Annotated in this window: 12 protein-coding genes; 4 read left to right on the top strand and 8 right to left on the bottom strand. The window is 53.1% G+C overall.

The features are described 5' to 3' along the window. Nucleotides 1–39 precede the first annotated feature (39 nt). The gene (locus tag THS27_RS02640) at nucleotides 40–522 is read left to right on the top strand and encodes an Hsp20 family protein (RefSeq protein ID WP_085587580.1); all 483 of its coding nucleotides are present in this window, start codon (nucleotides 40–42) and stop codon (nucleotides 520–522) included. A 33-nt stretch (nucleotides 523–555) separates the two neighbouring features. After that, nucleotides 556–825: a DUF1150 family protein gene (locus THS27_RS02635; RefSeq protein ID WP_085587578.1), complete on the top strand. Its 270-nt coding sequence runs from the start codon at nucleotides 556–558 to the stop codon at nucleotides 823–825. A gap of 126 nt (nucleotides 826–951) precedes the next feature. Here the strand turns inward: THS27_RS02635 and THS27_RS02630 are convergent, their stop codons facing one another. The 6 genes from THS27_RS02630 to cobA all read right to left on the bottom strand — a co-directional run bounded on the left by THS27_RS02630 (nucleotide 952) and on the right by cobA (nucleotide 7366). Further along, nucleotides 952–2442, bottom strand: coding sequence for a PAS domain-containing methyl-accepting chemotaxis protein (locus tag THS27_RS02630; RefSeq protein ID WP_085587576.1), 1491 nt, complete (start codon nucleotides 2440–2442; stop codon nucleotides 952–954). A gap of 152 nt (nucleotides 2443–2594) precedes the next feature. Further along, nucleotides 2595–3035, bottom strand: coding sequence for a YcgN family cysteine cluster protein (locus THS27_RS02625; protein ID WP_085587574.1), 441 nt, complete (start codon nucleotides 3033–3035; stop codon nucleotides 2595–2597). 225 nt (nucleotides 3036–3260) lie between these two features. Next, on the bottom strand, nucleotides 3261–4706 hold the full coding sequence (locus THS27_RS02620) for a cobyrinate a,c-diamide synthase (RefSeq protein WP_085587572.1): 1446 nt from the start codon (nucleotides 4704–4706) through the stop codon (nucleotides 3261–3263). A 22-nt stretch (nucleotides 4707–4728) separates the two neighbouring features. Then, nucleotides 4729–5367: an SCO family protein gene (locus THS27_RS02615; protein WP_246832809.1), complete on the bottom strand. Its 639-nt coding sequence runs from the start codon at nucleotides 5365–5367 to the stop codon at nucleotides 4729–4731. 138 nt (nucleotides 5368–5505) lie between these two features. Further along, nucleotides 5506–6330 carry a sulfite exporter TauE/SafE family protein gene (locus THS27_RS02610; RefSeq protein ID WP_085587570.1) on the bottom strand — a complete coding sequence of 275 codons (825 nt, stop codon included), beginning with the start codon at nucleotides 6328–6330 and terminating at the stop codon, nucleotides 5506–5508. Nucleotides 6331–6445: 115 nt separating this feature from the next. Next, the gene (gene cobA, locus THS27_RS02605) at nucleotides 6446–7366 is read right to left on the bottom strand and encodes a uroporphyrinogen-III C-methyltransferase (protein WP_085587568.1); all 921 of its coding nucleotides are present in this window, start codon (nucleotides 7364–7366) and stop codon (nucleotides 6446–6448) included. 280 nt (nucleotides 7367–7646) lie between these two features. On the opposite strand from cobA, the gene THS27_RS02600 reads away from it, so the two are divergent. Both THS27_RS02600 and THS27_RS02595 read left to right on the top strand, forming a co-directional pair. After that, the gene (locus THS27_RS02600; protein ID WP_085587566.1) at nucleotides 7647–8750 is read left to right on the top strand and encodes a cobalt-precorrin-5B (C(1))-methyltransferase; all 1104 of its coding nucleotides are present in this window, start codon (nucleotides 7647–7649) and stop codon (nucleotides 8748–8750) included. Nucleotides 8751–8907: 157 nt separating this feature from the next. Next, a complete protein-coding gene (locus THS27_RS02595; RefSeq protein ID WP_085587736.1) occupies nucleotides 8908–9705 on the top strand; it encodes a cobalt-precorrin-6A reductase in 798 nt (265 codons plus the stop codon). A 115-nt stretch (nucleotides 9706–9820) separates the two neighbouring features. On the opposite strand, the gene THS27_RS02590 is transcribed toward THS27_RS02595, so the two are convergent. Continuing rightward, nucleotides 9821–11116, bottom strand: a complete 1296-nt coding sequence (locus THS27_RS02590) for a TRAP transporter large permease (RefSeq protein WP_085587564.1) — start codon at nucleotides 11114–11116, stop codon at nucleotides 9821–9823. Further along, complete coding sequence (locus tag THS27_RS02585; protein ID WP_168184802.1) at nucleotides 11113–11586, bottom strand: TRAP transporter small permease; 474 nt, start codon at nucleotides 11584–11586, stop codon at nucleotides 11113–11115. Before THS27_RS02585 ends, THS27_RS02590 begins: the two co-directional genes overlap by 4 nt. Nucleotides 11587–11639 lie beyond the last annotated feature (53 nt).

The following is an 11639-nucleotide window of genomic DNA, read 5'->3' as shown; positions in this document are numbered from 1 at the left end:
TGCACGCTCGCTCATTCAGAGGAGGTGAAAGTAATCGCCATGTCGCGTATTTCAATGTTTAACAGCCCCCTGCTCCTTGGTTTCGATCAGATCGAACGCGTTCTTGATCAGGTTTCAAAAACCAAAGCCGAAGGCTACCCGCCTTATAATATCGAACAGATTGGTGACAATCACATCCGTATCACGGTTGCTGTCGCGGGGTTTTCCGATGATGACCTTGCTGTCACCACCGAAGACAACCAGCTGATCATTCGGGGCAAACACCAGGAAGATGAAAGCAACCGCGTCTATATCCATCGCGGCATCGCTTCCCGGCAGTTCCAGCGTTCATTCGTTCTTGCCGAAGGCATCGAAGTGATCGGTGCCCATCTTGATAACGGATTGCTGCATATTGACCTTAACCGGCCGGTTCCCGAACCGGTTGTGCGTGAAATTGCCATCAATTCGAACCGCAAAAAAAATATCCCGTCGCGCACCATCGACATGAAGGTAGATGACGACGATAATGAAACAAATGTCTAAAAAGCCGCAAGGCCAGTTAAAGGAGTGGTTCATATGAGCAATCGCATCTCAGACCATGACGACGCAGAAGGCGTCATCCCGGCCGAGCAGGATCTTCATATGCTGTCGTCAGGCGATTTCGCCATGCTGGGGATTCAGGATTTTGCCTATGTCCGCAAAATGCGAAACCCCGAAGATGCCGAAGCGGCCCGGATTTATGGTGTATTCACTGCCGATGGCACCCATATTGCCTCGTTTGAAAGCTATGCCGTGGCCTATGCCGCGATCCGCCAACACGATATGGAACCGCGTTCGGTTCACTAACACAGGCTTGTCCGGTAAATAACCGGATCAAAACACAAAAAGGCAGCCCTGATCCCGGGCTGCCTTTTTCGTATTTAATATTGCCAAACCGGCCTGCAAAAGTAACTCAGGATACGGCAATCAGTTTTAACGCGCCAACACCTCTGCGGCCTCGCGGGTGCGATTAACCGATGTCGCAACCGAATCAGCCGATTTCTGGATATCGCCAATATTGCGCGACACGGCCTCTACTGTATGGCGCATGGACTGGATATTTTGCGACACACCATCGGTAACCGAGCTTTGTTCTTCAACAGCAGATGAAATATTGGTCACGCTATCGCGTACCATTTCCACTGAGTTGCGAATCGTCCCCAAGGCGTCAACCACCTCGATGGTAATCGACTGAATACCCGAAATTTCATCCGCAATCTGATCGGTTGCCCGCGCGGCCTGATTGGCCAGGTTTTTCACCTCGTTGGCCACCACGGCAAACCCCTTGCCGGCATCGCCCGCCCGGGCCGATTCAATGGTCGCATTGAGGGCCAAAAGGTTAATCTGCCCGGCAATATCCTGAATAACCTCAACAATATTACCCATCGCTGCAACAACTTCCGACATCCGCTGGGTCGATGAATCAGCGGCAACCGTCTGGTCAAACACCTGTTCGGTCGCGGCACGCGACTGCGCCATACTGCGTGAAATTTCGGCAATTGATGCTGCCAGCTGTTCGGCACTGGCCGCAACGGTATGCACCGTTTCAGATGTATTCTCAGCGGCACTTACCGCATCTGTTGCTGTTGTACCAAGGATGTTGATATTGATATCAATGTCGGAAAAATTGTTATCAATCATCGACTTAAGCTCAATCAACAGGTTAACCTGCTCGGTAACGTCGGTGGCAAACTTGATAACTTTAAGCGGTTTTCCCATCGGGTCCAGCACCGGATTATACGACGCTTCAATCCATATAACCTTGCCGTTTTTGCCGATGCGCTTGTATTGGCCCTGTTGAAATTCACCCTGCTTCAACGCCCGCCAGAAATCGTTATATTCGCGCGTGCCTTTAACACCGGCATCAAGAAGCATGCTGTGGTGCCGCCCTTCAAGGTCAGCAAGGCGATAACCAAACAACGACAAAAAATTCTGATTGGCGGTCAGTATGTTCCCGTCCAGATCAAATTCGATAACGGCCTGTGACTTGCTAATCGCATTAAATACGCTTTGCAAAACCGCCCGCTCCTTGCGGCGTTCCGTAATATCGGTGGCAAACTTAACCACTTTAACCGGCGTACCGGTATTATCCAGCACCGGGTTATAGCTGGCCTCAAGCCACATTTGTTCGCCTTTTTTATTGACGCGGCGAAACGCGGCACTTTGGTGTTTTCCGTCGCGCAACTTCTTCCAGAAATCGCGATATTCCGCAGAATCACGCTCTTCCGCCGGCACAAAAATACTATGCGATTTCCCGACAATCTCGGACAATGAATACCCGCTGATCGCCAGAAAGTTCTCGTTGGCGTCCAGAATGCGTCCATCAAGCGAGAACTCGATCGTCGCCATCGACAGATTTAACGCCTCAAGAATTTGGGTCGCTTCCTGCGCTTTTTTCGACTGAAAGAACCGGGAAAATGCCATTTTGTGTCACCTGAAAATAAGCCACAACTTCAACTTATAACAACTTGAAATTCGATCTTTGGGATAGCTATACTACACTTTAGTATACATACATAGCGAAAAAAATACCCCCAGTTGTTCCGCCGGGAAAATTTATCTCATCCCGGTTTACGTCATGAGGGCCAATCAACGATGTAAAGTTCAAGGTTCGGGTTTGCATCAAGCTCTGACGTAACCCGCCCGGAGACTGACATTCCCGCTTTTACAGTTGATTTTGGATCACCGGTAATCAGGGGATGCCATTCAGGCAAGTCTTCGCCGTCACGTAACAGTCGGTACGCGCAGGTTGAGGGCATCCAGTCGATATCGGCAATATTCTTTCTGGTCAGCTTTACACAATCGGGAACATGTTTTCGGCGATTGGGATAATCGCTGCACAGGCAGCTATCACAATCAAGCAGCCGACATGCGACCGATGTATAAAACAAAACATCGGTGTCTTCGTCCTGCAACTTATGCAAACAGCATTTACCGCAACCATCACAAACCGATTCCCATTCATCCCGGTTCATTTCTTCAAGGCGCTTGGTTTTCCAGAAAGGCAAAGTCATCATTTATCCAGTGCTAGATCGCAATCAGGGGGTGCCCATATGATCGAAATGATCGTCCGGTTTTGTGCAAATGCACGAAGCAAAACCCCGGCAAGGTGATGCGCCAAAGCAGACCGGATAAATCCCGACGGTTCAAAGGACAATCATATTTATGCGCCTGCACCCTACACTTTGCGCCTGGTCATATCACGAATTTATACGTGCTGATGTGGAAAGCAGATCCGCCCATTAACAGATCAGATGAAAAAAAGATCCAAACACCGATCCATTTTGCAAACCACAAAGGCCAAGGTCGCGGCCATCGGCTGTTTTTGCCGATAACCAGCCATCGCCTGCCGCCTGTGTCGTACTGGCATAATGAAACTCGTGGCCGCGTAAACGCGTTCCCGGCGGCCCCAGTTTGCATCCCTGGCGTATTTCAACCTGTCGATAACCAAGATGCAGCTTTCGATCATAAAAGCTGGTTTCAAGCGGCAATAACCCGGTCATTTGGTGCGCAAGACCATTGGCATCAACCAAAATTTCGCCTAGCATCATATACCCCCCGCATTCGCCATATATGGTGATCTGGCGTCGTGCGGCATCTTGCATGGCATGCTGAAAGGTCTGTGCTGCGGCCAAAATGCCGCCATGCAGCTCCGGGTATCCGCCGGGCAAATATACTGCATCGCATTCCGCCGTCGGGGCTTCATCGGCCAAAGGCGAAAAAAAACTGATCGTTGCCCCCGCGGCCTGCCAGCCTGCCAATATATGCGGATAACAAAACGCAAAAGCCGCATCTCGTGCCACAGCAATATGACGCCCCAACGGTGCAATCGTAACCGGAGCCACAGCAGCACCCGCACCCGCGCCCGATGGTACATAGCCCTTTCTGCCAACAGCCTGGTCCGCATGCGTCCCGTTATAAAAGCCGGCAAAATTCCCCGTTCCGACATCACCCACATCAATACTTGCACTTGCCGCCCTGGTACGGGTTTGGTCTGGCGAACCATCGGGCAACGGCATTGTTGCCAGGTCAATCAACGCATCAAGGTCAATATCGCGGGCCATAATCGCCGCTGCCCGATCAAGAAACGGTTCCAGTGCCGGGTGTTCCCCGGCCTGCACCAGTCCCAAATGACGTTCAGGCAATACAAGGTCATCATTACGCATCACCGCGCCAATAATGGGTATGTCGGGCACCGCCTGCGCGCAGGCATCAACAATCAGCTGTTTGTGCCGGTCACTGCCGACCCTGTTTAAAATAACACCGGCCACCCGCACATCGGGCCGAAACCGGGAAAATCCGGTAATAACAGCGGCGGCCGATGCCGCCTGCCCACGCACATCCACCACCAGAACCACCGGCCAACCCATCATCGCGGCCAAATCGGCCGATGAACCACCACCGCCTGCCGCACCATCAAACAGGCCCATCACCCCTTCACACATCACAAAGGGGCTGTCTTTCGTGTCGACATGCCAGCGCGCCAGATCATAAATCGCATCTGGTGTCATTGCCCATGGGTCAAGGTTAAGGCAAGGCGTTCGGCTGGCTGCATGCTGAAAGGCCGGATCAATATAATCCGGCCCGGCCTTGGCCGCTGCAATGTTCAAACCGCGATTGGCAAGCGCGCGCAATATGCCCAGCGTCACCACGGTTTTACCGCTGTTAGAGGCCGGTGCAGCAATCATTATTCCCGAAACAGGGAGGCGCTTATCCCTGGGTTTCGACAACTTTTTCAATACCTTCCGCAATTTTTTCCGGCGTTTCACCATAATTGAAATGGCGAACATAGGCCCCGTTTGGCCCCATCAGATAAATAAAGGACGAATGATCCACCAGATACGTGTCCGAATCTTTCGGCTCGCCCTCTTCAAACGCCTTGGAATAATAAACCCGATATGCTTTTGCCGCGGCACTGGTTTGTTCCAGGCTTCCGGTCAGACCGATCAAACGCGGATGAAAATGCGGTACATAATCAGCCATTGCCGCCACCGTATCACGTTCCGGGTCAACAGAGATGAATATGGGCTGCACTTTTTTGGCAACATCGGCAGGCAAAATATCCATCGCGTTGGACATGGCCTGCAATTCGGTCGGGCACACATCCGGGCAATAGGTATAGCCAAAATAAACCAGCATATATTCGCCGCGAAAATCCTGTTCGGTACGCGCCTTGCCGTTCTGATCAATCAGGTTAAACGGCCCGCCAATACTGGCAACGCCCGACGAACTGGTTTGCCCGCCATTTCCGGCTTGCGTATCGCGCCCCATATTATAAAGGCGAAAGCCAAAACCAAATGTCAGCACCACAATAATGGCAATAATAATCAGCCAGGTTCTTCTATTCACGTGCTACCCGTCCCTTGCATCTGGGGCCAAACCAACCGGCACTATAAAACGCTCATTACCGGTTGCAAGCCTTCGCCTTTATCCACACCAATTTGTGACAATTCATTTGCGGCCAAAACCGGTTAACAGCCCTGGCACCTAGGCGATCTGGTGATAAGCCAGCAACGCCAGCACAACCGCATTTGCCACCATCAACCCACGCCCGACGGGCGCCATCACACTGCGAAATTTACGGGTGGCATATTGTCCGATCCACCCCGTGGCAAACAGCATTGGCACCGTCCCCACCCCAAAGGCCGCCATCACCATACCGCCCGAAAAGGCCGACCCGCCGGCAGCCGCCAGAACCAGCGCACCATAAATCAACCCACAGGGAATAAACCCCAGCAACAATCCCAGAATATAACCACGCCCCCCGAACGGAGCATTAAAAAACGGGCTTAAACGACCCGCAATATGGCGATGCCACCATTGCCCCAAACCACCGCGTTTCAACACATTGCCTGAAAGAAAACGCGATTTTCCATCTGCTTTGGGGGGCAGCAAACCGCCAAGATGGGGCACCAGCCCCGAAATGCCATAAATCAGGAAAAACACCGCCGCAAACAACAGCAATATCGGTGCTATCCACCAAACCTGCGCCAAAGCGGTAATGCTGTCAGTAAACAGCCCTGCCAGAACACCCAGGAAAATATATGTCGTTAACCGACCGAAATGATATGGAAACAGGGCCGCCCCGGTTAACCGGCGAAATTCCGACATTTTTTCAAGCGGTATTTTTTCCATACGGGCCGTCACCTGGCTTACAACAAACGGCCCGCACATGCCCACACAATGGGTTGCGCTGCCCACCAGCCCGGCCAATAGGGCGGTAACCATTACGCCCCCATCCTGGCGCACAGCAGTACTGCACTGCGCCCAGCCGCTTTCGATAATGCGAATAAGAATTTGCTGTTCGTCCATTGGCCTACCTGTTGCAACGGCCATTTCCCGGCCCGGTCGCGATTGTGACGGCGGGCCGGGCAAAGAACAACGATATAGATCAATCTCTGTCGTTGGTAATCAGCAGTTGGTGATATTAATGATCGTCTAGCGTGGATGCCGGCGCTGTCGGGGGTGCCGTGGCAGATACCGTTGCTGTTTTACCATCGTCGCCAGGCGTCGTGATTAATTCCAATATCTGGTCAAAGGCAACATGGCGCACCGCCGAAACATTATCCTGCGGAGAAAGCCACTGTAACCGGTCACGCAAATTAACTACCTTGCCAACAATGCAAATCGCCGGGGGCTCCATATTGGCTTTTTCAACATCCTGTGCCGCATCGGCCAGCGTCGTAATCAGCAATTGCTGATGGGGTGTTGTCGCCCGGCAAATCACCGCAACCGGTTCATCCGGGGCACGCCCGTTCGCAATCAGTTCCGTTGCAATCCGGCCCAGATGTTTCATCGCCATATACATGATCAACACCTGAGACCCTTGCGCCAATGCGGCCCAGTTGATGTTATCTGGTACATCGCCGCTGGCCCCGTGTCCGGTCACAAAGGTAACCGACGAATTGCAATCGCGATGAGTCGCCGGAATACCGGCATAGGCCGCACCGGCAATGCCGGCAGTAATGCCGGGAACCACCCGAAACGGAATACCATGTTCCACCAGGGTCAAGCCTTCTTCGCCGCCCCGGCCAAACACAAACGGGTCGCCACCTTTCAGGCGCAACACCCGCAATCCCTGGCGGGCCAGATCCACCAGTTCAAGCGAAATATCGGTTTGCCGGGCTGATGGCCGCCCTCCACGTTTTCCGGCATAAATCCGCTTGGTATCCGGGCGCAGCAAATTTAAAATCCGGTCGTCAACCAGTGCATCGTAAACCACAATATCGGCCTGCTGCATGGCGTTAACGGCATGCAAGGTCAGCAAACCGGGATCACCGGGGCCAGCCCCCACCAGCCACACCCAGCCTGCTTCAAATAGCGGAAAATCAATACCAAGTGCTGTCATACGCCAAAACTATCCGAATTTATGGGGCTATATTGCTGAAACATTGTCTGCGCATCCCCGTTGCAGCAGGGGCCGTTACCAGCCATCTTACACAGGAATAACCATCACAGGGCAACAGATAAATCCAATTATTTATGGTAATACCAAAAATAGAACAATTATTTTATGTTATAACTTCCGCAAACGGCACGATGGCCCCACACAACCAAAACCGCTAGCATGGCAAAAATTCTAACCGGGGTAACCCCATAGCCCACCCACAGGAACCAGATTTACAATCATGACCCGCAAGCCAGAAGGCCCGCTTCGCAAAGGATGGACAACCGGGGCCTGTGCCACCGCCGCCACCCGCGCGGCCTGGCACGCCCTGCTGGATGGCACATTTCCCGATCCGGTTTGCATTACACTGCCACGCGGCGAAACCCCGTGTTTTGCCCTGGTAAAACACGAAATCGGAGAAAACTGGGCGCAGGCCAGCATCATCAAGGATGCAGGCGACGACCCCGATGTTACCCATCAGGCCGAAATTATTGCCACAGTGCGCCGGGCAAAACCGGGCCACGGCATTTCATTTCACGCCGGGCCGGGGGTGGGTACAGTTACCAAACCGGGCTTGCCCGTGCCCGTGGGCGAACCGGCAATTAACCCCAAGCCACGCGAAATGATGGTTGCGCAAATTACGGAACTGGCCGAACGGTTTGGCGTTGCTGCGGATGTGGAAATTGAAATATCCATTCCCGGCGGGGCTGAAATTGCCCAAAAAACCTGGAATCCGCGTTTGGGTATTATTGGTGGTCTGTCAGTACTGGGCACCACAGGCGTTGTTATCCCGTTTAGTTGTTCGGCCTGGATCCATTCCATCCATCGCGGCATTGATGTTGCACGTGCCACAGGGCGCACCCACGTGGCCGGGGCAACCGGCAAAACATCGGAAAGTGCCATTCAGGCCCTGTATGACCTGCCCGACGAAGCGATGCTTGATATGGGGGATTTCGCAGGCGGCATGTTAAAATATTTGCGCAAAAACCCTGTTGCGCAGGTTACGATTGCCGGTGGTTTTGCCAAGCTGGTTAAGCTGGCACAGGGCCATATGGACCTTCACAGCAGCCGCTCACAGGTTAATATGGCAAGACTGGCCGAAACAGCCCATAACAACGGTGCCAGCGAAAAACTGTGTGAAGCCATAAAAACGGCCAATACCGCCCGCCATGTGCTGGAACTTTGTGCCCGCGAAAACGTTACCATAGCCAGCGTGATCGCCCGACAGGCGCGTGAAGCAGCAATGGCCACCATTGATGGTGCCTGCGCGATCGAGGTGGTTATCTTTGACCGCCAGGGCGAAATGATTGGCCGGGCCGGGCAATTTGACCGGCAAGAATTATAGTCATTCGGGCCCTGTTCATATCAGGCCTGATCCGCCCATCGCAATGTCATCCGACATGCTTTGCCCTGCATATCCGGCCTGTTTGCCGCCGAAAACACAATTTTGGTATCAGGCTGATTTGATACCGACAAACACTATATATGGAAACCGATTGCCGATGCCCGATCCTGACCTGAGACTGAAAAAGCACCTTTCCCCGTTAAACGTTCTTGTTTTCGGGGGTACAGGCGATGCCAATCGCATTGCCAGTGAACTTCTGGTCAGGTTTGGCACCCATATCCGTTTGCAGTTGTCCCTTGCCGGGCGCACCAGTGCACCCAACCTTCCCGATGGCATCCCGGTTCGTATCGGCGGTTTTGGCGGGCCGGATGGTATCATCAAAAGCCTGAAAACCGACCGGATCGATTTGGTTATTGATGCAACCCACCCTTATGCCACCCAGATTTCCAACCATATCGCACAGGCATGCGACAGTGTATCTGTGCCATGTATCCAGTATCGCCGCCCGCCCTGGGTGGCCCAAACCGGCGACAACTGGGTATCCGTCCCCGATATTCCCGCTGCGGCTGCCAAACTGCCAACGCTGGGCCACCGCGCCCTGATCGCCATTGGACGGCGCAACTTGCACCATTTCAACGAACTGCACGATTGCTGGCTGCTGGTTCGCACCATCGAAGCCCCCAATCATCCGTTTAACCTTGCCAATGGCGAATGGTTATCTGCGCGCGGGCCCTTTTCGCCCGAACGCGAACTGGAATTGCTGGAGCGTTATGAAATCGATGTTGTGGTCACCAAAAACAGCGGTGGCGATGCCAGCGAAGGCAAACTAATCGCTGCCCGTGACCTTGGCCTGCCGGTCATCATGATAGACCGTCCCGACCTGCAAGACGTGGATTACGCCGGTTCGATCGAGGATGTGGTGCTTAAGGTCGCAGCACACCACACCGCGCAATAAAAGCGGACATTTCGGGCATTCCCCAAAAGGCACCTTTAAAACAACATCCGCGCAAGATGCACTTGCGCGGATGTTGTTTGTTTAAGGCCCAGATGTCTTTGATTTAACCGCAGTTTTATCCGGCATACCCAAACATGCGGGGCAACCACAAAACAATCGACGGTATTAGGGTCATCATCAACAGGGCAAACAACAACACAAAGATAAACGGCCAGATTTCACGGATAATATCGCGCAGCGGAATGCCGGTTACACCATTTAGCACAAACAGCACCACGCCATAGGGCGGCGTCACCAGGCCAATCATGATATTGACCGTAATCACCACACCAAAATGCACCAGATCAATGCCCAGCATCTTGGCGGCGGGCAAAAACAGCGGCACAACAATCAACAGCAGCGTCGTTGCATCAAACAGGCACCCCAAAAGCAGGATCAGCACGTTAACGCCCAGCAAAAACACCACCGGCGACATTTCCAGTCCGGCCAGTTGCCCTGCCACCATTGACGGCACATTTTCACTGGCAACCAGATAATTAAGCACCAGCGCTGATGCGATGATCAAGCCGACCACCGATGTTGACCGCGCCCCGTCCAGCACCAGCTTGTAAAAATCTTTCCAGGACAATGACCGATAGAAAAGCACCGACAAAACCAGTGCATAAACTGCGGCGACGGCTGCGGCCTCGGTCGGGGTCGTTACACCACCGTAAATGCCATACAGCAAAATTACCGGCAGCATCAGGGCCGGAAATGCCCGCATGGTCAGCTTGGGAATGTCGCGTAAAGGTACGGCTTCATCCCGGGCAAAATTGCGCCGACGTGCGGTAATGGCATTTAAAATCATCAAGACCAGGGCCAGCAAAAGGCCCGGTACAATCCCGCCTAAAAACAGAAACCCAATCGAGGTATCTGAAATCAGCGCATACAAAATCATCGGAATCGAAGGCGGAATAATCGGCCCGATCACGCTGGACGCCGCCGTTAAGGCCGCAGCATACCCCGGCGGATAGCGGTTATCACGACACATAAGGTCGATAATGACACGGCCAATGCCCGCCGCGTCGGCAATGGCGGAACCCGACATGCCCGAAAAAATCAGGCTGGCCAGCACGTTCACATGGGCAAGGCCCCCGCGCAACCGGCCAACAATGGCAACGCAAAAATTCAGCAACCGGTCACTGATGGTGCCTGCATTCATAAAATTGGCAGCCAGAATGAACAACGGCACGGCCAGCAAGACATAACTGTTAAACAGGCCATTAAGCGACTGTTCAGCCACCAGCCCCACATCCTGCCCGGTCAGGAACAGATAGGCGATCGAAGATGCAAAGGCAGCAAGTGAAATTGGCATACCAATCGCGCCCAGCAGCAAAAACCCGCCAAGGCTAAACATAAAAGCCATGCTCATGGCTGATCCCTTTGTTCTTCTTCGTCACCGGCAATGGCAGCGACTTCATCCTGCCAGCGCCGGGTAAACAACCGGTACAGCGACACCACCGACCGGATCACCACCGCGATGATAAAAGCCGGAAAAATCGCATAGATGTAATCAAGCGGAATGCGCGTAACCGGAGCCTTTTCGATGCGCATAAACTGCACATAATCGATAATTACCGGCAGGCCAGCAGCCATCGCCGCCCCGATGCAAAATATGCCCAAAATGGCCATCACGCGTTTTTGTCGCGGGTTGGCCATTAAAAACAGCATGTTAAACGAAACATGCTCGCTATCACGCAGCAAAAAGGCCGAGGTCCAGAACACCAGCCAAATGTACAAAATAACGCAAACCTCAACCGTCCAGCCCAACGGAGCATTCAGGACATAACGGGAAAAGATCTGCAAAAGAAAGGTTGCGAACATCACGATGAACAATGTCACCGCGACGCCCTCGCAACCTTTTTTCATTATGGATCGATAGGATCGCACAACTA

Origin of the sequence: Thalassospira sp. MCCC 1A01428 (assembly GCF_002115825.1) — a bacterium.
Classification (GTDB): domain Bacteria; phylum Pseudomonadota; class Alphaproteobacteria; order Rhodospirillales; family Thalassospiraceae; genus Thalassospira.
The sequence above is the reverse complement of the archived record's forward strand: the minus strand, read 5'-3'. Positions and strand labels throughout refer to the sequence as shown.

Bases quoted from the DNA above. Each gene is read 5' to 3' on its own strand.
- THS27_RS02640 (WP_085587580.1), top strand. From the start codon at position 40: ATGTCGCGTATTTCAATGTTTAACAGCCCCCTGCTCCTTGGTTTCGAT.
- THS27_RS02635 (WP_085587578.1), top strand. From the start codon at position 556: ATGAGCAATCGCATCTCAGACCATGACGACGCAGAAGGCGTCATCCCG.
- THS27_RS02630 (WP_085587576.1), bottom strand. From the start codon at position 2,442: ATGGCATTTTCCCGGTTCTTTCAGTCGAAAAAAGCGCAGGAAGCGACC.
- THS27_RS02625 (WP_085587574.1), bottom strand. From the start codon at position 3,035: ATGATGACTTTGCCTTTCTGGAAAACCAAGCGCCTTGAAGAAATGAAC.
- THS27_RS02620 (WP_085587572.1), bottom strand. From the start codon at position 4,706: ATGATTGCTGCACCGGCCTCTAACAGCGGTAAAACCGTGGTGACGCTG.
- THS27_RS02610 (WP_085587570.1), bottom strand. From the start codon at position 6,330: ATGGACGAACAGCAAATTCTTATTCGCATTATCGAAAGCGGCTGGGCG.
- cobA (WP_085587568.1), bottom strand. From the start codon at position 7,366: ATGACAGCACTTGGTATTGATTTTCCGCTATTTGAAGCAGGCTGGGTG.
- THS27_RS02600 (WP_085587566.1), top strand. From the start codon at position 7,647: ATGACCCGCAAGCCAGAAGGCCCGCTTCGCAAAGGATGGACAACCGGG.
- THS27_RS02595 (WP_085587736.1), top strand. From the start codon at position 8,908: ATGCCCGATCCTGACCTGAGACTGAAAAAGCACCTTTCCCCGTTAAAC.
- THS27_RS02590 (WP_085587564.1), bottom strand. From the start codon at position 11,116: ATGAGCATGGCTTTTATGTTTAGCCTTGGCGGGTTTTTGCTGCTGGGC.